Origin of the sequence: uncultured Paenalcaligenes sp. (assembly GCF_947630565.1) — a bacterium.
GTDB classification, from domain to species: Bacteria; Pseudomonadota; Gammaproteobacteria; order Burkholderiales; family Burkholderiaceae_B; genus Paenalcaligenes; species Paenalcaligenes faecalis.
The window spans coordinates 12,775-32,019 of record NZ_CANRIC010000004.1 but is presented as its reverse complement, the minus strand read 5'-3'; the positions used below and the strand labels follow the sequence as shown (position 1 = coordinate 32,019).

The following is a 19,245-nucleotide window of genomic DNA, read 5'->3' as shown; positions in this document are numbered from 1 at the left end:
CAAAAGCGGTCTAGGTTTTTTCCTAGACCGCTTTTTTTATGTGTCTAATAAGCCGTGGTACTGTTGTAAGTAGTTTTCAAAAGGTTGGCCCTTTTCGGCGGCTTCGATGTCTGCTTGCTCCTCTAGGGAGGAAATGGCTTTTGCTTGAAAATCCTGTTCTATCTCAGAGGCTAATGGCGTATTGAGTAGTGAGTGTTTATGAGCAAGGCTTTGTGCATAGCTGAAGTCGACAAAACTTTGTCCTGAGGCTTGTAGTTCTGAAAGTAAACGAGCTGATGGACAAAGGCTGGAATCTTGGACTTTTGCCAGTTGTAGAGCGAGGGCGTCTTGGTAGAGCGTTTGATTGCTACCTTGATCGAATAGCTCAGAATAGGGCTGCATGGCTAAAATAATATCTTCGGCCCAGCTCTTTAATTCCACGTCTTGTTTGTTTTGATTGCGCAGCAGCAAACCCGGTTTACGTCCTTCGGCTACGACTTTAGCAAAGTTGTTTTTACTGTCTTGGCAAAAGCCGCCGTCTGGAAAAATAGGGCTTGGTTCGGTGGCACAGAATAATAAAAAAGCATCTAGGAATCGAGCACTTTCAGCAGATAAACCAATAGGATCGAAAGGGTCGATATCTAAGCAACGTACTTCTACGTATTCGACGCCACGATGTGCTAAAGCAGAGGACGGGCGCTCATTGTCTTTAGGCGTGCGTTTAGGACGGATGTTTGAGTAGTACTCATTCTCAATTTGTAGAATGTTGGTATTAAGCTGAATCCATTCGCCATTACGATGTGTACCTATCTCATCATAGGCAGGCCAAACCGTGGTGGCTGCCTTGCGCATGCGTAGTAAAAAAGTATCTAAATCGTTGTAGCACAGCTGTAGTTCAGCTTGGGCCTCTTTGTTTTGGTAGCCCAAGTCACTCATGCGTAGGCTAGTCGCCCAAGGTAAGCAGTAAGTATCAGGAGCAACTTGCTCTAAGGGCAGGTTTTGGCTGTCTAAAAAGTCTTTGGACACCACAGGAGATGCGCCAAATAAATACATCAATAGCCACGAATAACGAGTGAAATTGCGTATTAGTGCTAAATAGCCATTTGAGCGTTGTTCTTGAAGTGTACGACCATCCATTTGTAACGCAGGCCAAAGAGCATCTGGTAATGAAAAATTATAGTGAACGCCCGCAATACATTGCATACGTTTACCATAGCGCTCGGCTAAACCACGTCGGTAAATGTGTTTAAACATGCCTGTATTTGATTCGCCATACCAGCCAATTTGTATATCGGGTTCCGCAGGCAAATGGGAGGGCATGGATTGATTCCAGATGGTTTCCTCTCCGATATGGCGCACAACGAACTGATGCACATGTAAAAGCTCATCGCGTAGTTCTTCGACGGAGTGATGCGGAATGGTGATTAACTCAAGCAAGGATTCGGCGTAGTCAGTGGTAATACGACTATTGCATAACGCCGAGCCTAACGCCGCAGGGTGCGGCGTGGCGGTTAAAAACCCAGTAGGATCTACGCGCAAGCCCTCTTTTTCTACGCCTCGGCGAATATCGCTAAGCAATGTCAAATTGGAAGAGAGGGTTTTTATACGATTCTGGCTCAATGTCATTACCTAAGTTCACTTATAACTGGCTAATTATGTGGTTGATTGTAATGCGCATTAGGATTAAAGGGAAAGGGCTTAGCGTAGAGTGGACCTTCTAGTTGGAGGGTAATTTGAGAATGGCGAAATGAAAGGCTTTGGCAATGGCCGCAGAACGATTAGGGGCATCAAGCTTAGTGCAAACGTTACGTAAGTGAAAGTTAACGGTGTGGTAGCTAAGCCCCAGAATGATGCCTATTTCATACGTGGTTTTACCTAGAGCGACCCAATAGAGACATTCCCGCTCTTTAGGGCTTAAGGCTTTTTTAATCATGAGCATATCCTTAAAACACTAAGATTTATTTGGTATCAGTTGGTTACTTGTGTGATTGATTGTTGGCTTTAATAAAAAAATGCTCAAGCTTTTTTTAGCTAGTATTAGTCCTTAAGTATTTCTCACAGTAGGCATTTATGCTGTTTCCCTGCTAGGGAATCTGGATTTTATGGTCGAAGGTGCTACACTTATTACTTATCATTTTTGTTGGCGCCGATTTGCTTGATCTGCTTGCGGGCGCTCCATAAATCCAGCTAAAGAGGTCCAGTCATGGTCTCAAATACTACTTCTCCACACGCTTCTATTGATATTCCCGAGGGCTCGGTTGGTATAGTCACGCCCGAAATAATTGCCTTTGATGAACCCCTGCATTTGTCTAGTGGGCAGGTTTTGCCACGCTATGAACTAGCCGTAGAGACTTATGGCACGCTTAATCACGATTGTAGTAATGCAGTGTTAGTGTGCCATGCTCTCAATGCCTCCCATCATGTGGCAGGTATTGATCCGACCGATCCCAAAAATGTGGGGTGGTGGGACAATATGGTTGGTCCGGGCAAGGCCTTGGACACAGATCGCTTCTTTGTAATTGGTGTTAATAATATTGGTTCTTGTTTTGGCTCTACTGGCCCTGTCAGTATCAACCCAGAAACAGGTAAACCATGGGGCGCAGCTTTTCCTTTATTGACAGTGGAAGACTGGGTGCATGCACAGGCCCGTTTGGCGGATTATTTAGGTATTAAAAAATTTGCTGCCGTGATGGGAGGGTCATTAGGCGGTATGCAGGCCCTGAGTTGGGCGATTACCTGTCCTGATCGGTTAGAAAATTGTATTGTGATTGCCAGCACATCCAAACTTAGCGCTCAAAACATTGCCTTCAACGAGGTTGCTCGTCGGGCTATTATTACCGACCCTGAATTCTACGAAGGGGATTATTACAGTCGTAATACTGTGCCCAAAAGAGGGCTTTCTGTTGCGCGCATGGTGGGGCATATTACCTATCAATCTGACGAAGTGATGGCTGAGAAATTTGGCCGAGCACAGCGTGATCCCAAAGACGACGGGCAGTACCGATATGATTATGGTGTCGAGTTCGAGGTGGAATCCTATTTGCGTTATCAGGGAGAAAAGTTTTCCCAGTATTTTGATGCAAATACCTATTTATTGATTACTAGAGCCTTAGATTATTTTGATCCTGCTCACGAGTTCAATGGTGATTTAGCCCGTAGTTTAGCGGCTGTAAAAGCGAAGTTTTTATTGGTTTCTTTCACTACAGATTGGCGTTTTACACCAGAACGATCACGTGAAATCGCCAAGGCGTTGTTAAAAAACAAAAGAACGGTTACCTATGCCGAGGTCGATGCACCCCACGGGCATGATGCTTTTTTATTAGATGATCGCCGCTATCACGGTGTGGTGCAGGGCTATTATGATCAAATCGCCGAGCAGTTAGGTTTAGGGCCTCGTCAGCGTACTACAGGAGTATTGGCATGAACCCAGTCGATAATGCCGTGAGCCTAGCTCAGCGCCCTGATTTGGCGCGTATCGCAAGTTGGATTGAACCCTCGACTCACGTATTAGACTTGGGTTGTGCTGATGGAAAGTTGTTAGCGTATTTGCAGCGCACAAAAAATGTCCAAGGCTCAGGGATTGAGCGGGACCCACAAGCCGTAGTCGCCAGTGTGCGTCGTGGTGTGGCAGTGATTCAGCAAGACCTCGAAGATGGCCTTGCTTTATTTGAGGATCAACATTTCGATACGGTGGTGTTGTCTAAAACATTGCAGTCCATGATTAACACAGAGCATATTTTGCGCGAGATGGCGCGAGTTGCTCGTTATGGCATTGTGTCTTTTCCGAACTTTGGTCACTGGTCTCATGGTTTATCTATTTTGGCGGGGCGCATGCCTGTCTCCAAAGAAATGCCCTATGAGTGGTATGACACACCTAACATTCATCTTTGTACACTCAGGGATTTTCAAGACTTGGCAAAGTCTTTAGGACTACGCATCTTAGATCGAGTGGTGTTTGATGGTAAAAATGAATTGCGTTTCTTACCCGGTTTACGTGGCACATTAGCCCTTTATCGTTTTGAGTCTCCTTATGCTGCCCGTTAGCATTGGTCGTTATTGTGTCTAATGTTTATCTTAATCCACGCGTCCTCTCTCTTTTAGTTTTAGGTTTTGCGAGTGGTCTGCCATTGGCGTTGACCAGTGGCACTTTACAGGCATGGGCAACGGTGGCTGGGGTGTCACTGACGCAAATTGGATTTTTAACCTTAGTGGGCTCCGCCTATACCTTGAAGTTTCTGTGGGCTCCACTAATAGATCGTTATGCGGTTCCTATACTGGGTAGGCGACGGGGTTGGATTGCTCTAAGTCAGTTATTGTTAGGGCTTTCCATTGCGGCAATGGGCTTATTTAATCCTGCCCATCAATTAGGGCTGATTGCTCTATTGGCTGTTTTTGTTGCTTTTATGTCTGCCACCCAAGACATCGCTTTTGATGCGTATAGTACAGATGTATTGCGTACCAATGAGCGAGCCGCCGGTGCTGCTGTAAAAGTGCTAGGTTATAGGTTAGCCATGATTACCTCCAGTGGTTTAGCTCTGGTCATTGCTGATAAATGGCTAGGGTGGGGGGGGATGTATATGGTGATGGGGCTGATTATGGCCTTATGTGCAGTAGCCACCTTTTTAGCACCCGAGCCTGAATTTGTAGTTAAACCTCCGCGTTCGTTACGTAGCGCTGTTGTTGAGCCATTAGTTGAGTTTTTTAAACGACCTGAAGCCATCACCATTTTATTGTTGATTGTGTTGTATAAGTTAGGTGATGCCTTTGCAGGAGCGCTTTCCACCACGTTTTTAATCCGTGGCGCAGGCTTTGAAGTCGCTCAAGTTGGCATGGTAAATAAGATTTTCGGTTTAGCAGCGACCATCATAGGTGCATTATTAGGTGGCGGTTTAATGGCACGCTTTGGGCTCTATCGATCGCTGATGTTATTTGGATTATTACAGGCGGTATCAAACTTTGGTTATTGGGTATTAGCCGTTAACGAACCTCATTTAGTCTTAATGGGTACAGTGGTCGCCATTGAAAATCTATGTGGGGGCATGGGGACAGCAGCCTTTGTTGCGTTATTGATGGCCTTATGTAATCAACAGTTTTCAGCAACCCAGTTTGCATTATTGTCGGCTCTTTCTGCTGTGGGGCGGACTTATTTAGCCGGCCCATTGACACCACCCTTGGTTGAAAGCTTAGGTTGGCCTAGTTTTTTCCTCGTCACGGTCCTTTTAGCACTACCGGGGATCGTACTGCTTTGGTATAAACGAGCTACTATTTTAGCGCTGGATTCTTAGGCACACGTCTATGATGCTCTTAACTTTTTATTTGATTGCGATTACGGCCGAGGCCATGACTGCTGCTTTAGCGGCAGGCAAGCGAGATATGGATTGGGTTGGTGTCTGCGTGATTGCCTGTATTACTGCCTTAGGTGGGGGCTCTGTACGTGATGTGTTGTTGGGGCATTATCCCTTAACGTGGGTAGCCCATCCAGAATACCTATGGATGACGGCAGGGGCGGCTATTTTTACCGCTCTAACAGCCCGCCTCATGCGACACCTCAACAAGCTCTTTTTGGCTTTGGATGCATTGGGCCTAGTGACATTCACCGTCATTGGCTGCCAAATAGCCTTAGAGATGCAGTTACCTATCACTATTGTATTGCTCAGTGGCATGATTACCGGTTGTGCTGGGGGCGTGCTGCGCGACATTATGTGTAATGACATCCCTTTGCTCTTTCGCAAAGAAATGTATGCCAGTGTGTCCATGGTAACGGGCGGCTTATATTTGCTGGCGATTCATCAAGAGGTCAATGAGTTAGCCAGCATGCTGATTCCAATGGGAGTCGGGCTGACCTTTAGGTTTTTAGCGCTACGTTTTAATTGGCAAATGCCTCGGTTTGTGTACCGAGACGATTGGCATTAATTAGTTGATCCAGCCCATAACACGTGCCCATTGCATTACAAAAGGCATAAATACCGCCGTTAAAACCCCTGTTACACTCATGGCTAAAGCAGAAAAGGCGCCCATGGTTTCATTGATTTGAATCACTCTGGCTGTACCAATAGCATGAGCCGAAATTCCGGTGGCGATCCCTTTAACGATGGGGTCTTCGATACGGAGCAGATGAAACACGGGGGTCGCCATTACGCTACCTATAATGCCAGTAAAGGCGACAGAAACGGCCGTTAAAGAGGGCTGCCCGCCAAAGTAGTCTGACATGGCCATGGCAATAGGCATCGTAGAGGATTTTGGCATTAAGGAAATAATCATTTCCGTGCTTCCTCCTGTCCAGGTCGTAACTAATACACTGCTGATTAAACCAGTTAATGCACCAATGACTAAGGTAATACTAAGAGGACGCCATAGCTCTTTGAGTCTAGGCAACTGCTTGTATAAGGGGATTGCTAGCGCAACAGTAGCAGGCCCAATCAGAAAGTGGATAAATTGAGCCCCTTCAAAATAGGTTTCATAAGGGGTTTTAGTGATGACTAAAATACCCACCATGCCACATAGAGAGGTGAGTACTGGCAGTAAGAGTGGGTTGGAGTGGCTGCGCCGATAAATATATAAAGATAATAAATACACGCAAAGCGTGAGAGTGAGCCAAAGCAGGGGGCTATCGGTTAAAAACATCCAAATGCGAAACAGGTCCTCTTTTATCATTTATTTTTCTCGCGTTTTAGTAGCCAAGAGAGGCAAAAGGCACTGATCGCTAGTGTAAGGAAAGTTGCAATAATGATGGTTGCTAAAAAAGGGAACCATTCTTCTTGGATACGATAAAAATAGAGCATAACACCCACTACTGCTGGCGTAAAAAGCAGCATTAAATGCTGAATTAGAAAAGTGGAGGTTTGCTCTAGGGCTTTGGGGATCTTTTTATAAAGAATGAGCCCTAGCAATAGCAGCAGCATGCCAGCCAATGGGCCGGGTAATGGCAATGATAAACTACGTACCGTCACCTCTCCGAATAACTGAAAGACGAAGAGGGTGGTAAAAGCAAGGATAATAGGCATGGAGTGGATGGACTCTTATTATTCAGTAGGCGCAGTATTATAGGGCGTAGCCACCCAAGTCCGCCAACGTAACTCTAGGCCTTTAGGAAGATACACAACGACAGGAAGTCTACTGTTGTATTGTAATAATGAGCCATTACTATGAACGGGTATGAACTGCAGGGTTTGCTGATTGTCAGGACAAGCCATTTTCGTACTTATGGGGCCATTTAGCTCGCTGAGCTCATAATAGTTATAGCCCCAGCCTTCCAGCGTTTTTTCCTGAAATAGGCCTGTGTAATGCTGTGGATTACAGTCCGTCTCTTGAACTTTCCCCGGCAGTAATTCAATTTTTAGGTTATTTTCATAGTTACCCACGGGTAAGCGAATTACATGGCGCTCATAGTCTGCGGCAGGGGCAGGAAAGGACTCTAAGGTTGGGTCAGCGTTTGTCACCGGATCTTCGGCCCAAACGGGTGGGGTGGATAAAAAGACAGCGCATGTCATGAAAACTAAGGGTTTTAGCCATGGGTGCAATAGTGCAGAATGCAGCATAATTAAACCTATCTGATAATAATTAAGACCACCGTACTACGCCGTTTTAGAACAACGAAATAGATAGCTATGGACTTTATACTCGATAAATCAGTCTGATGAAATGCTAAAAGCGTAGGAAATACAGGAGACAACTATGACCATGCCGTTACTACAGAGCATCGATCAGTGCATAGAAAAGGCATTGGCGTCAGGCGACTTGCAACCAATACAGTTTCAGGCGCAACCAGTACAGGTTAAAGACATAGCCTTTCATGTATGTTGGATACCTGCGCTGTCCCTAAAAGACCGCAGTGCCCCCACAGGCTTTCCCGGTGGTCCCCTAGATCCAGACTTTAATCCTTTTTTACCGCCAGATCCTATATTGACAGTCGGAAAACTGGGTGGTTATCACCATGCCATTTTAAATAAATTTCCCGTTTGTGAGCGTCACTTGGTGATTCCTAGAGTGGAGTTTGCAGATCAGCGCTCAGTATTGCAATACGAGGATTTTTTAGCTCTCAGCTTTATCTTGGCAGAGCATCAAGGCCTAGGGTTTTATAATGGTGGCCCAGAGGCGGGAGCCAGTCAGCGTCATTTGCATTTACAGTGGTTACCTGACGACCCGGCAAATGCCAGTTTATTACCTTTTGTCCAAGGCTTGGACCAAGACATACAGCAGCAGCCTCAGCAACAGCGCGACTGGGACTTTAATCATGTGTTTATTTATGTTCCTCCCTCTGACGAGGCACAGGAATATGCCCGAGAACTCTATCAGGCGTATCAGCTTGCTTGCAAAAAACTACAACTCATCCCAGATGAAAATGGCTTGATGCCACCGATGAATATGTTGATTCAAAATGGTTGGCTTTTATTAGTGCCTCGCAAGCAAGAGCGCTGTGATGAGATCGCACTGAATGCTTTATCTTTTGCCGGTATGATTTATGTACGAGAACTAGAACATATTGATTTAGTTAAAGAAAAAGGGATTATGCAGGTCTTGGCTGCAGTTACCGAGTAGTGTTTTATCTTGATTTGTATCAATTAGTAGTTTCTAGACGTAAGGCTTTTAGGTAGTTACAATGCTTGAGTCTTACCCGCCTTATGCAATAAATGCATAAGGCTAATGAATCAGGTGCATAAAAAATGGATAGGTTCCATTTCTTATTCACCTTCGATATTTTTTAGTTGCCCGTTTGTATGGGGGCAAAAAGGGTTGTGTTGCCTATTTATAAATCAAGAAAGGGCAACATAACACGTATAGAGGAGTGAAAAAATATGCAGGAATCCGCTTTTTTTCAGCTCTCAACATCAACGACCTTATTGTTGATGGTGGGCTTTTATGTAGCGACGTTTTTGATGTCTTTGATGATTAGTCGAAAGAATGAGAACGTAGACGGCTACATGGTATCAAATAGTGCGGTAGGTTTTGGTTTATCTGCAGCAAGTATGATTGCAACGTGGATTTGGGCTGCTTCTTTTTATGCCAGCGCAACCTCTGGATTTAAATACGGTCTTTCAGGCCCCATCCATTATGGATTTTGGGGTGCGCTGATGATTTTGTTTATTTATCCTTTTGGACGACGTTTTAGAAAACTCGCACCAGATGCCCATACCTTAGCCGAGGTAATTCATGCACGTCATGGTAAATCTAGCCAGATGATTATGGCAGGATCTAACCTATTAGGCAGTTGTATTAGTTTGATGGTGAACTTTACCGCAGCAGGTGCTTTGGTATCAGTACTTAGCCCTCTTAGTTTTATTCAAGGGGTTTTGATTGCCGGTTTAGGGGTGTTGTCTTACACATTATGGTCGGGTTTTCGTGCATCTGTGATGACGGATTTTGCTCAGTTAGTGGCGATGATTTTAGCGGCAGTTATTATTATTCCATTGATTTTTTACAATGCCGGAGGCGCGACGTTCCTAAGCGAAAACATGTGGCGTTTAGATGCAGAGCAGGCTAATTTCTTTTCTACCAAAGCTATTTTAGAACAAGGTGCGCCTTACTTTGTAGCGGTATTAGCCTATGCGATTGGTAATCAAACCATCGCACAGCGCTTATTTGCAGTACGTGAAGACCTGATTAAGTCAACGTTCTTAACCGCGACTATTGGTTATGCTGGCGTGGTGATTGGATTGGGGATGCTTGGTTTACTGGCTCTATTTGCAGGAATTCAACCCGCGAATGGAGACATGAATAATATTATTCCTCAGATGGCGTCCTTGTACTTGCCTCCAATGGGTATTGCGCTGTTTTTTATCTTAGTGATTGGCTCTTTATCCTCAACAGCAGATGCGGATTTATGTGCGCTTTCTGCTATTGTGATGACGGATATTTACGGCAAGAACGTCGCTAAAGGTAAACCGAATCCACAGCGTATGTTGTGGTGGGGCCGTATGACGATGATTGTGGCAACCATGATAGGTGTTATTTTTGCGAGCTTACGATTAGATATTTTAGTGATGCTCGTTTTTGTGGGTGCGCTATGGGGAGCTATTGTATTCCCTGTGATCGTTAGTTTTTACTGGGAAAAGGTCACAAACCGCGCTTTTACGACCTCTGTGATTGCTGCTGTCACTTTATTTACGCTTGTTCGTTTTGAACTATTGCCATTAGATGGTGTGATCGGCATTTTCTTTGAGATCGCGGCCTCTGCAGGTGCTGGGGTGGTATTGGGATTGATGACATTTGCTTTTTTTCCACGTCAGATGGCGATTGCTGTAGGGGTATTGGCAGCCTTTGGTTTCATGCCATATTTCATCGGGTTCTTACGTGATTACACGGTATTGCTAGGCTCGTTAACCTCTTATGGTGTGAGTGCGGCAGTATGTATTGCCATGAGCTGGAATAGTAAAGAGCGTTTTGACTTCTCTGTATTGGCAAAGCGAGTTACCTCTTTCCACGCCGAAGAAGACGCCATGTTAAATCAAGCTCAAATCAATAAATAATAGGAGATCCCCATGAGTATCAATACCTTAGTGTTTTATATTTTGGTTTGGCCAGTGATTTCTTCCGGAATTCTGTTGTTATTGCTGGTTTCGTTAGTCCGTGATTTGCGCGCAGCTAAACGAGAAGGGCGCGACATGCTCTAACAGGCATTTGGTATTTCGTTCGTGCTGAAAAAGCTCCTTGGTCTTAAGCCAAGGAGCTTTTTTATGGGGAAAACACGTATCTTTGATTTTGGCATAGCCGTCTACACTGAGTAAGAGTTAGTAGAGTCTACAGACTTAGCTTGCGTTGGTACTTATCCAAACAGGAGACAAGAATGAAAGCAATAAAGCAAAAACTACTGCTTACTACATTAGCCGCCAGCTTATTAAGCAGTGCTGGCCTGGTACACGCCCGAGATTTAATTATCGCTTTGCGGGCAGAGCCTACAGCGATGGACCCGCAATACCATTCATTAACACCAAATACTCAATTATCTGAAACTTTATTTGATCCATTGGTGCGTACAGACAGCCAAGCAAAACCCGTCGCGTCTTTAGCTGAGTCTTGGAGTGTAGAGGGTAATACTTGGCTCTTTCATTTACGTAAAGACGTGAGCTTTACGGATGGTTCGCCGTTTACCGCAGAGGACGTCGTTTTTACTTATGAGCGCGCACATAAGGTACCGAATAGCCCGTCGTCCTATGCTTTGTATTTAAGCACCATTGATACGGTAGAAGCAGTGGATGCGCACACAGTAAAGATCACAACCAAAGGCCCATCTCCTGTGCTGTTACCTAATTTGTCGATGGTGCCTATTATGTCGCATAAAGCCGCCGCCGGAGATGCTCCCGAGGGTAAAACCACTACGCAGCTAAATAGCGGTGATGGCTTAATTGGCACAGGGCCTTACAAATTTGTGTCCTGGAAAAGAGGTGCAGAGATTGTTTTCCAGCGTAATGACGATTATTGGGGTGATAAACCAGAATGGGAAAAGGTCATTTATCGACCCATATCGAATCCTGCTGCTCGGGTTGCAGCCCTACTAGCGGGTGATGTGGATCTGATTGAGGACCCACCTACCGATGACTTAGATCGTCTAAAAAAAGACCCTAATTTATATGTACAAGAAACCCCCTCGTTACGAGTTATTTATGTGGCGCTGAATCAAGGTGATGAGGTGCCACCTGGCATGTCAGGTACAGACGGTAAAAATCCATTAGCTGATATACGTGTACGAGAAGCCTTATCGTTAGCCATTGATCGTCAAGCCATTGTGGATCGAATTATGGGTGGTGCGGCACAGGCTGCTGGTAATTTGCTGGCTTTCCCTGGTTTCGGCACCTCAGAGAAATTAGCTCAGGCACCTAAGCCGGATGTAGCTAAAGCAAAACAGCTACTGGCTGATGCAGGTTATCCAACGGGCTTTACGCTTAGCTTAGGTTCTCCGGCTGGGCGTTATACCAATGACCAACGTATAGCCCAAACGGTGGCAGCGATGTGGGCTCGGATTGGTGTAAAAACAGAGGTAGAAACCTCTGCGCCAGCGGTATTTTTTAAACAGCGCGATCAATATGCGTTTAGTTCGTATTTGGCGGGGTGGGCCGTTAGCTCCGGAGAAATGATTAACCCGTTAAAGGCATTAGTCATGAGTAAAGACCCAGCTCAAGGTTTCGGTACGACTAACTGGAGCAAATATCACAATCCTAAACTGGACGAACTCATTCTTAGTGCTTCTAAAACGCTAGATGACTCCGAGCGAGCACAAATACTTGGTACTGCCTCAGAGATGGTGATTGAGGATTACGGTATTTTGCCTTTGCAGTTTGAGCTTTCCGTCTGGGCCATGAAAAAAGAGATTCGTTATGATGGCCGAGCAGATCAATTCACCTTAGCTCAAGACATGTACTTAGCTAAATAACCCCAAGGTGCCGTAAATGACCTCAACCATTTTACGGCGCCTTTTTCAAACGGCTATTGCTGTGTTGCTTATGTCAGCACTGGTTTTTAGTGGTTTGTATTTAGTGGGTGATCCGATTTCTATGCTGGCCAGTCCAGAGGCCTCTGAACTAGAACGTGCTGCCATCCGACAGCACTTAGGATTAGATCAACCGCTATGGCGCCAATATATTATTTTTCTTAGTCAGGCGATTCACTTAGATTTTGGTACCAGTTTTTTAAATGGTGAGTCAGCAATGCGTTTAATTTTAGAACGTATGCCTGCCACCCTAGAGATCGCGACTCTAGCCATGCTCTTATCACTGCTTTTGGGTGTGCCTTTGGGAATCTACGCGGGGCTTTATCCGAATGGATTGGGGGCTCGTAGTGTTATGGCTAGCTCCATTCTGGGCTTTTCGCTACCTAATTTTTGGGTGGGCTTAATGCTAATTATGGTGTTTGCGGTGATGCTAGGTTGGCTACCAGCTGGGGGGCGCGGACCGACTCAGAGTTTTGGGCCTATAGAGCTGAGTGTATTTACGTGGGCGGGTTTAAAGCATGTGTTATTACCCGCCACCACAATAGCTGTAGCCAAATGTGCATTGATTATTCGTGTCACGCGTGCCGCCACCCGAGAATGCTTGCCTCAGGATTACATCAAATTTGCCCGAGCTAAGGGCTTAAAAGAAAAACGCGTCTTAGGGGTACATCTATTAAAAAACATTCTTATTCCTATTATTACGATAGGGGGCCTAGAGTACGGTCAAATTATTGCTTTTGCTGTGGTAACCGAAACCGTTTTTTCTTGGCCAGGTATGGGTAAATTATTGATAGATTCTATCGTTACCTTAGACCGGCCCGTGGTGGTGGCCTATTTAATGTTGACGGTCTTGCTGCTGGCGCTATTGAATCTAGTGGTGGATCTTTTGTATACCGTTTTAGATCCACGCGTGCGATTAGGGGGTGCTAAATGACAGAACTCATGACGCAGGTTCAGCCTTCACAGCCTAAAACCGAAAGTCGTTGGATACAGTTTTGGCAGCAATATCGCTCTAGTCCTTTAGCGGTGATGGCGTTGCTGGTATTGGTACTGACTATTTTACTTGCTCTGCTTGCGCCCTGGATTGCCCCACAAAATCCATTTGATATCGCTACATTGGATATTTTTGATACGAAGTTGCCGCCCGGAAGCCCCAGCGGTGACGGGACAATGACCTATTGGCTTGGCACGGATGGTCAAGCCAGAGATGTATTATCTGCGATTTTATATGGTATGCGGATCAGTATGATGGTGGGCTTTATTTCAGTAGCAGCTGCTTTTCTGATTGGCTCCGCTGCAGGGTTATTGTCCGCGTATTTTGGTGGACGGGTCGATGCCGTGTTAATGCGCTTAGTCGATATGCAGCTTTCTTTTCCAGCGATTTTAGTCGCTTTGATTTTATTAGCTATTTTAGGAAAGGGGGTTGATAAAGTTATCATTGCATTGATTGTAGTGCAGTGGGCCTATTTTGCTCGCGCAGCTCGTGGGGCAGCTATCGTAGAGCGTAATAAGGAATACATAGAGGCTGCGCGCTGTATGGCATTACCTTGGACGCGTATTTTATGGCGTCACGTTTTTCCTAACTGTATTCCGCCGTTAATGGTGATTGCGACCATTGATTTAGCCCATGCGGTTGCCCTAGAGGCTACGCTGTCCTTTTTAGGGGTGGGCGTGCCGGTCACAGAGCCTTCATTAGGTATGTTGATTTCCAATGGCTTTGAGTTTTTATTATCTGGCTATTACTGGATTTCATTTTTCCCCGGGATGGCGTTAGCGATTTTAGTGATTGCCATCAATTTGGTCGGGGATCATCTACGGGATATTTTGAATCCACGGAATGACATCTAAAAGGCGACTGAAACCATGACAACGCATTCATTATTAGATATACAAGGCTTGCAGACCTGGTTTTATACCCGAGCTGGGGTTGTTAAGGCCGTCAATCGTGTATCACTGCAGTTGCAGGCCGGAGAGATACTGGGCTTGGTTGGCGAATCAGGCTCTGGAAAAAGTATCACAGGATTTTCTATTATGGGGTTGATAGATCATCCTGGCAAAATTACGGCAGATCGTATGTTATTTGATGGCGTGGATTTGTTGTCTTTGGATCAAGAAAGCTATAGGCAGTTACGGGGTAATCAGCTGGCTATGATTTTTCAAGATCCGATGATGACCCTCAATCCGACGTTGCGTATAGATACACAAATGATAGAGGCAATTCGCGCCCATCACACAGTCTCTAAAACGGCGGCCCGAGAGCGCAGTCTAGCTGTGCTGAAAAAGGTGGGGATTCCTGCGGCAGAGGATCGGTTGATCGCTTATCCGCATCAGCTTTCTGGGGGAATGCGACAACGGGTTGCAATAGCGATCGCGCTATTGAATGAACCCAAGCTCATCATCGCTGATGAACCTACCACAGCTTTAGACGTCACCATTCAAGGACAAATTCTGTATGAAATACAAAAGCTGTGTGCTGAGCTAGGTACAGCGCTGATTTGGATTACTCATGATTTGGCGGTTGTCTCGGGGCTGGCTGACCGCTTGGCAGTGATGTATGCGGGGCGCATAGTAGAGACGGGCACAGCTGAGGATATCATTCATCATGCTGTACACCCTTATACCCAAGGGCTAATGGCCTCTATCCCCTCTGCGGCAACACGGGGGCAGCCCCTATACCAGATTCAAGGCAGTACGCCTTCTGTGCTGAATTTAGGACAAGGCTGTGCATTTAGGATGCGGTGTCAACGAGCCACAGAGCAATGCAATAGTGACCCAAAGCAAGTTCAACTCAGCCCGTGGCACTCGCATCGTTGCTGGCATGCTCAACAGGTGACGTATGGATAATGTGATTGAACTTAAACAACTGGGGCGCGATTTTTCTCCCGACGAAGATGTGTTTTCTCGTTTCATACGCCGTCTAAGTGGTCAAAAGCCCTTGGCGAGTGTGCATGCAGTAAGTCAGGTGGATTTGCAATTACGTACAGGTGAAACGCTTGGGATTGTGGGTGAATCAGGCTGTGGTAAATCGACATTGGGACGTATGGTGGCGGGGATACTGAATCCAAGTCACGGTCAGATTTTCTATAATGGACAGCTTATTACAGAGCTGTCGGCTCGTGCGCGCAAAGAGTACGAGCTGCGGGTGCAAATGATTTTTCAAGATCCTTTTTCATCCTTAAATCCACGCATGAGGGTGTTGGACAGCATTGGCGAGGCTGCGGTGGTGCATGGGTTGATTCGTCAGGCAGACCTAGAGGATTTTGTCATTGGGTTAATGCAAAAAGTAGGCTTAGATCCAAGCACTCGTTTTCGCTACCCGCATCAGTTCTCTGGTGGGCAGCGACAACGTATAGGCATAGCGCGAGCCTTGGCCTTAAATCCCTCTGTGATTGTGTGTGATGAGGCCGTAGCGGCTTTAGATGTTTCTATACAAGCTCAGGTGCTGAATTTATTTAAGGCGTTGCAGTCGGAGTTTACGCTGAGCTATTTATTTATTAGCCATAACCTAGGTGTGGTGAGCCATATCGCTGATCGGGTGGCTATTATGTATTTAGGACGTGTGGTCGAAATAGCGGATGTAGAAACCATTTTTTCGCATGCTCAGCACCCATATACTCAGGCATTACTAAAGGAACTGCCTCAGTTGCGGGCAGAAAAACGAGACTTTATACCTATTCAAGGCGAGCTGCCTTCGCCTTTAGACCCACCTTCAGGTTGTGCTTTTCATCCACGTTGTGTACATGCCTTTGATCGATGCCGCCTAGAGCAACCGGTATTGCAGGTAGTGGATACAAACATGAATATTGAACATCGTAGTGCTTGTCATTTAATTGATAATAAAACTCATTTATAGGGGTGTACCATGCCGGTTAGCACTGACTTTAAACCATTTGTTTTACATGAACCTTTGAGCTCTACCTTGCCTTTGCTGTGTGATTCGCCACACAGTGGCATTATTTATCCAGCAGATTTTAATGTGGCCCTAGCGATGCCCTTATTGCGGCAGGGAGAGGACACCTACGTGGATGAGTTATGGCAAGCTTTGCCCCAGTTTGGGGCATCGCTCTTAGAGGCCAATTTTCCTCGTACCTATATAGATCCTAATCGAGATGAAAATGATATTGATAGTGCGTTGTTCGCTTCGGGTGAAAAATGGCCTCACCCTTTACAACCAACAGTTAAAACCGAAATTGGTTATGGATTGATTTGGAAGAAAGTCAGAGGCGCAGAGATTTATAACCGCGCATTGACGGTTGCAGAGGTTCAGAGCCGTATAGAAAACTACTATAGACCCTATCATCAGGCGTTGGCAGACAGGGCATCAGCACTATATGAGCAGTTTGGGGCGTTATGGCATGTTAATTTGCATTCAATGCCCTCAGATGCGTATGTGGGTTTAGGCTTGGCAGATAAACCACTCGCCGATTTCGTTCTGGGAGACCGTGATGGGACGACGTGTGATGAAGGCTTTATTGCGTGTATTGAACAGTTTTTGCTCGAGGAGGGGTATTCTGTGGCACGTAATGATCCCTATAAAGGGGTCGCACTCATTGAGCGTATGGGACAGCCAGCCCAAAACAAACACAGCATTCAAGTCGAAATTAATCGTACGCTTTATATGAATGAGATCACGTTTGAGAAAAATGCTGGATTTGTGCGTTTGCAGCGTAGTTTAGCGGGTTTGTCTAAAGCGATTGCAGATTATGTACAAAGCCAGCTCTAAGGCTGGCGCTAAAGCAATGATCGCGGGCTTAGCCCGCGATCGATTATGCATAATAGCTATTTTTGATCTGCATCATCCGTATGAATTTGCAGTGCCTCTAAAAAGCGAGAGACCATATTATATGTGGCAATGGTAGCGGTAATTTCTACTACTAATTGCTCATTAAATAATTGTTCTACCGCATCATAAACATCCTTAGGGACCTGGATATTTAGGGTCATTTCATCGGTATAGGCTAAAACGGCACGTTGTTGTTCGGTAAAGATGTCTTTCGCATCGCGCCAATCATCTAAGGCATCTAGCTGAGCCTGAGTAACCCCCTCTTTTAATGCAATGGGGGCGTGTTGATCTGCCTCGTAGGGCGCGCGGTTTAAGATAGCAACGCGCATAATGATTAGCTCTCGTAGGTCGCCTGGAACTTGGCTGTTGAGGCGTATTCCGGTTAAATGATTTAACCACCCTTGGGCCACGGCAGGGCTGTGCAGTAGCATTTGATACAGGTGTATGACACTGCCGCGCTCGGCTTCGATCTGTGTTACGAGTTCATTAATTTGAGGTTGAGCTAAATCAGCATAGGGCAAACGGGCCATAAATCACTTCCAATAATTAAGCGCGTAACGCGATAGGTTCTATAGCAAAAGGTAATACCTCAAAAATAGAGGCGCTAACCAATTCTACAATACGCGAAATATCATCAGGAGTGCAAATAAATGGGGGGGCTAATAAAACATGATCACCGTGAACTCCGTCTACGGTTCCTCCCATTGGGTACATTAACAAGCCTTTTTCCATCGCGACCTTACGTAGTTTGGCATGCGTTTTTTCGGTGTGATTTAATGGGGCTTTAGTGGTTTTGTCAGCCACAAACTCAATCCCCACCATTAAGCCTCGGCCACGAATATTACCTACATTGGGGTGGGCATCTAATGCCGCATGCAGTTCGTCTCTTAGCTGTTGTCCGCGTTCGGTGACATTTTGTAGTAGCTGATCGCGTTCAATGACTTTTTGGACGGCCAACGCCGCTGCACAGGCTGTGGCATGGCCCATATAGGTATGCCCGTGTTGGAAAAATCCAGAGCCATTCACAATAGTATTGTAGATTTTACTGCTAGCTAACATGGCGCCGATGGGCTGATACCCCGCACCTAAGCCTTTAGCAATAGTCAGTAGATCTGGAGCGACTTCGTCTTCGGCACAAGCAAATAGGTGACCGGTGCGGCCCATACCGCACATGACCTCATCCAAAATTAACAGTACCCCGTATTTATCACAGACAGCACGTATGGCTTTTAAATATCCTTTGACCGGAGGAAGCACACCCGCAGTCGCGCCAACCACGGTTTCAGCAACAAAGGCCGCCACATTATCAGCACCTAATTCAAGAATTTTTTGCTCTAGTTCATCCGCCAAGCGCTGGGCATATTGCTGTTCTGTTTCTTGTTCTTGTTGTTCACGGTAGGCGTAGCAAGGTGAAATATGATGGGCTTCGGTCAGTAAAGGCAGAAAAGGTGCGCGTCTCCAGGCATTACCACCAATGGCTAAGGCGCCCAAGGTATTCCCATGGTAGCTTTGGCGACGAGCAATAAATAAACGACGGCTAGGTTGGTTTATTTCTACAAAATATTGGCGAGCCAGTTTTAATGCAGCCTCTACGGCCTCGGAGCCACCAGAGACAAAATAAACATGATTTAAGTCACCGGGAGCACGCTCTGCTAAAAAAGTAGCTAGCTCTTCGGCAGCATCATTGGTAAAAAAAGACGTGTGAGCGTAGGCCACGGCATCAATTTGTTGATGAATGGCATTTATCACATCTGCATGACTGTGGCCTAAACAGGACACAGCAGCGCCACCAGAGGCATCAATATAGCGTTTGCCTGATTGGTCGATGAGTTCAATACCCTCTCCAGAAACGGCGGTAGGCAAGGTATTATGCGGATTACGATGAAAAACGTGTGTCATGGTGGCCTGCTGTAATAAAAGAGATACGGTTGGCGAATCAACTGTTTCGTATAATGTTATTTATGCAACAGTTGTTTCTTACTAGCATAGCGCATGAAACAAATAAATCAATAGGTGAGTAGGATGAAACATGATGAATCATGTCGATGTTGCCTAAACA

Annotated in this window: 20 protein-coding genes and 1 riboswitch; of the genes, 13 read left to right on the top strand and 7 right to left on the bottom strand. The window is 45.7% G+C overall.

All coding sequences use genetic code 11. The annotated features are described in order from the left end of the window. Positions 1–36: 36 nt before the first annotated feature. Both gshA and Q0Z62_RS01610 read right to left on the bottom strand, forming a co-directional pair. Positions 37–1,605, bottom strand: coding sequence for a glutamate--cysteine ligase (gene gshA / locus Q0Z62_RS01615; RefSeq protein ID WP_298050311.1), 1,569 nt, complete (start codon positions 1,603–1,605; stop codon positions 37–39). A gap of 91 nt (positions 1,606–1,696) precedes the next feature. Continuing rightward, complete coding sequence (locus tag Q0Z62_RS01610; protein WP_298050310.1) at positions 1,697–1,912, bottom strand: helix-turn-helix transcriptional regulator; 216 nt, start codon at positions 1,910–1,912, stop codon at positions 1,697–1,699. 200 nt (positions 1,913–2,112) lie between these two features. Then, positions 2,113–2,191: riboswitch (SAM riboswitch) on the top strand. On the opposite strand from Q0Z62_RS01610, the gene Q0Z62_RS01605 reads away from it, so the two are divergent. The 4 genes from Q0Z62_RS01605 to Q0Z62_RS01590 all read left to right on the top strand — a co-directional run bounded on the left by Q0Z62_RS01605 (position 2,183) and on the right by Q0Z62_RS01590 (position 5,892). Beyond that, on the top strand, positions 2,183–3,403 hold the full coding sequence (locus Q0Z62_RS01605) for a homoserine O-acetyltransferase (RefSeq protein ID WP_298050309.1): 1,221 nt from the start codon (positions 2,183–2,185) through the stop codon (positions 3,401–3,403). (Overlaps the previous riboswitch by 9 nt.) After that, positions 3,400–4,023 carry a methionine biosynthesis protein MetW gene (metW, locus tag Q0Z62_RS01600; protein ID WP_269900594.1) on the top strand — a complete coding sequence of 208 codons (624 nt, stop codon included), beginning with the start codon at positions 3,400–3,402 and terminating at the stop codon, positions 4,021–4,023. The genes Q0Z62_RS01605 and metW overlap by 4 nt, the downstream gene beginning before the upstream one ends. A 14-nt stretch (positions 4,024–4,037) precedes the next feature. Then, positions 4,038–5,264 carry a muropeptide transporter gene (locus Q0Z62_RS01595; RefSeq protein WP_298050308.1) on the top strand — a complete coding sequence of 409 codons (1,227 nt, stop codon included), beginning with the start codon at positions 4,038–4,040 and terminating at the stop codon, positions 5,262–5,264. Between the two features lie 10 nt (positions 5,265–5,274). Further along, positions 5,275–5,892 carry a trimeric intracellular cation channel family protein gene (locus Q0Z62_RS01590; protein ID WP_298050307.1) on the top strand — a complete coding sequence of 206 codons (618 nt, stop codon included), beginning with the start codon at positions 5,275–5,277 and terminating at the stop codon, positions 5,890–5,892. Here the strand turns inward: Q0Z62_RS01590 and Q0Z62_RS01585 are convergent, their stop codons facing one another. The 3 genes from Q0Z62_RS01585 to Q0Z62_RS01575 are packed head-to-tail and all read right to left on the bottom strand — an operon-like array spanning position 5,893 to position 7,517. Then, positions 5,893–6,633 carry an LrgB family protein gene (locus Q0Z62_RS01585; protein ID WP_298050306.1) on the bottom strand — a complete coding sequence of 247 codons (741 nt, stop codon included), beginning with the start codon at positions 6,631–6,633 and terminating at the stop codon, positions 5,893–5,895. Beyond that, a complete protein-coding gene (locus Q0Z62_RS01580; RefSeq protein WP_333473129.1) occupies positions 6,630–6,983 on the bottom strand; it encodes a CidA/LrgA family protein in 354 nt (117 codons plus the stop codon). Before Q0Z62_RS01580 ends, Q0Z62_RS01585 begins: the two co-directional genes overlap by 4 nt. 18 nt (positions 6,984–7,001) lie before the next feature. Next, complete coding sequence (locus Q0Z62_RS01575; protein ID WP_298050305.1) at positions 7,002–7,517, bottom strand: ecotin; 516 nt, start codon at positions 7,515–7,517, stop codon at positions 7,002–7,004. Between the two features lie 136 nt (positions 7,518–7,653). Between Q0Z62_RS01575 and Q0Z62_RS01570 the strand changes: the two genes are divergently transcribed. The 9 genes from Q0Z62_RS01570 to Q0Z62_RS01530 all read left to right on the top strand — a co-directional run bounded on the left by Q0Z62_RS01570 (position 7,654) and on the right by Q0Z62_RS01530 (position 17,126). Continuing rightward, the gene (locus Q0Z62_RS01570) at positions 7,654–8,517 is read left to right on the top strand and encodes a DUF4922 domain-containing protein (protein WP_298050304.1); all 864 of its coding nucleotides are present in this window, start codon (positions 7,654–7,656) and stop codon (positions 8,515–8,517) included. Positions 8,518–8,774: 257 nt separating this feature from the next. Continuing rightward, positions 8,775–10,445 carry a sodium:solute symporter family protein gene (locus Q0Z62_RS01565; protein ID WP_298050303.1) on the top strand — a complete coding sequence of 557 codons (1,671 nt, stop codon included), beginning with the start codon at positions 8,775–8,777 and terminating at the stop codon, positions 10,443–10,445. A gap of 12 nt (positions 10,446–10,457) precedes the next feature. Then, positions 10,458–10,589, top strand: coding sequence for a putative transporter small subunit (locus Q0Z62_RS01560; RefSeq protein ID WP_269900587.1), 132 nt, complete (start codon positions 10,458–10,460; stop codon positions 10,587–10,589). A 173-nt stretch (positions 10,590–10,762) separates the two neighbouring features. Next, positions 10,763–12,346 carry an ABC transporter substrate-binding protein gene (locus tag Q0Z62_RS01555; RefSeq protein WP_350339531.1) on the top strand — a complete coding sequence of 528 codons (1,584 nt, stop codon included), beginning with the start codon at positions 10,763–10,765 and terminating at the stop codon, positions 12,344–12,346. Positions 12,347–12,362: 16 nt separating this feature from the next. Next, a complete protein-coding gene (locus Q0Z62_RS01550; protein ID WP_269900586.1) occupies positions 12,363–13,337 on the top strand; it encodes an ABC transporter permease in 975 nt (324 codons plus the stop codon). After that, on the top strand, positions 13,334–14,251 hold the full coding sequence (locus Q0Z62_RS01545) for an ABC transporter permease (RefSeq protein ID WP_269900585.1): 918 nt from the start codon (positions 13,334–13,336) through the stop codon (positions 14,249–14,251). Before Q0Z62_RS01550 ends, Q0Z62_RS01545 begins: the two co-directional genes overlap by 4 nt. Positions 14,252–14,266: 15 nt before the next feature. Continuing rightward, the gene (locus Q0Z62_RS01540; protein ID WP_269900584.1) at positions 14,267–15,247 is read left to right on the top strand and encodes an ABC transporter ATP-binding protein; all 981 of its coding nucleotides are present in this window, start codon (positions 14,267–14,269) and stop codon (positions 15,245–15,247) included. After that, positions 15,240–16,256 carry an ABC transporter ATP-binding protein gene (locus tag Q0Z62_RS01535; protein WP_298050302.1) on the top strand — a complete coding sequence of 339 codons (1,017 nt, stop codon included), beginning with the start codon at positions 15,240–15,242 and terminating at the stop codon, positions 16,254–16,256. Before Q0Z62_RS01540 ends, Q0Z62_RS01535 begins: the two co-directional genes overlap by 8 nt. A 9-nt stretch (positions 16,257–16,265) precedes the next feature. Next, positions 16,266–17,126, top strand: coding sequence for an N-formylglutamate amidohydrolase (locus tag Q0Z62_RS01530; protein ID WP_269900582.1), 861 nt, complete (start codon positions 16,266–16,268; stop codon positions 17,124–17,126). Between the two features lie 56 nt (positions 17,127–17,182). On the opposite strand, the gene Q0Z62_RS01525 is transcribed toward Q0Z62_RS01530, so the two are convergent. Then, positions 17,183–17,716: a carboxymuconolactone decarboxylase family protein gene (locus Q0Z62_RS01525; protein WP_298050301.1), complete on the bottom strand. Its 534-nt coding sequence runs from the start codon at positions 17,714–17,716 to the stop codon at positions 17,183–17,185. Positions 17,717–17,732: 16 nt separating this feature from the next. After that, on the bottom strand, positions 17,733–19,085 hold the full coding sequence (locus Q0Z62_RS01520) for an aspartate aminotransferase family protein (RefSeq protein WP_298050300.1): 1,353 nt from the start codon (positions 19,083–19,085) through the stop codon (positions 17,733–17,735). Between the last annotated feature and the right edge of the window lie 160 nt (positions 19,086–19,245).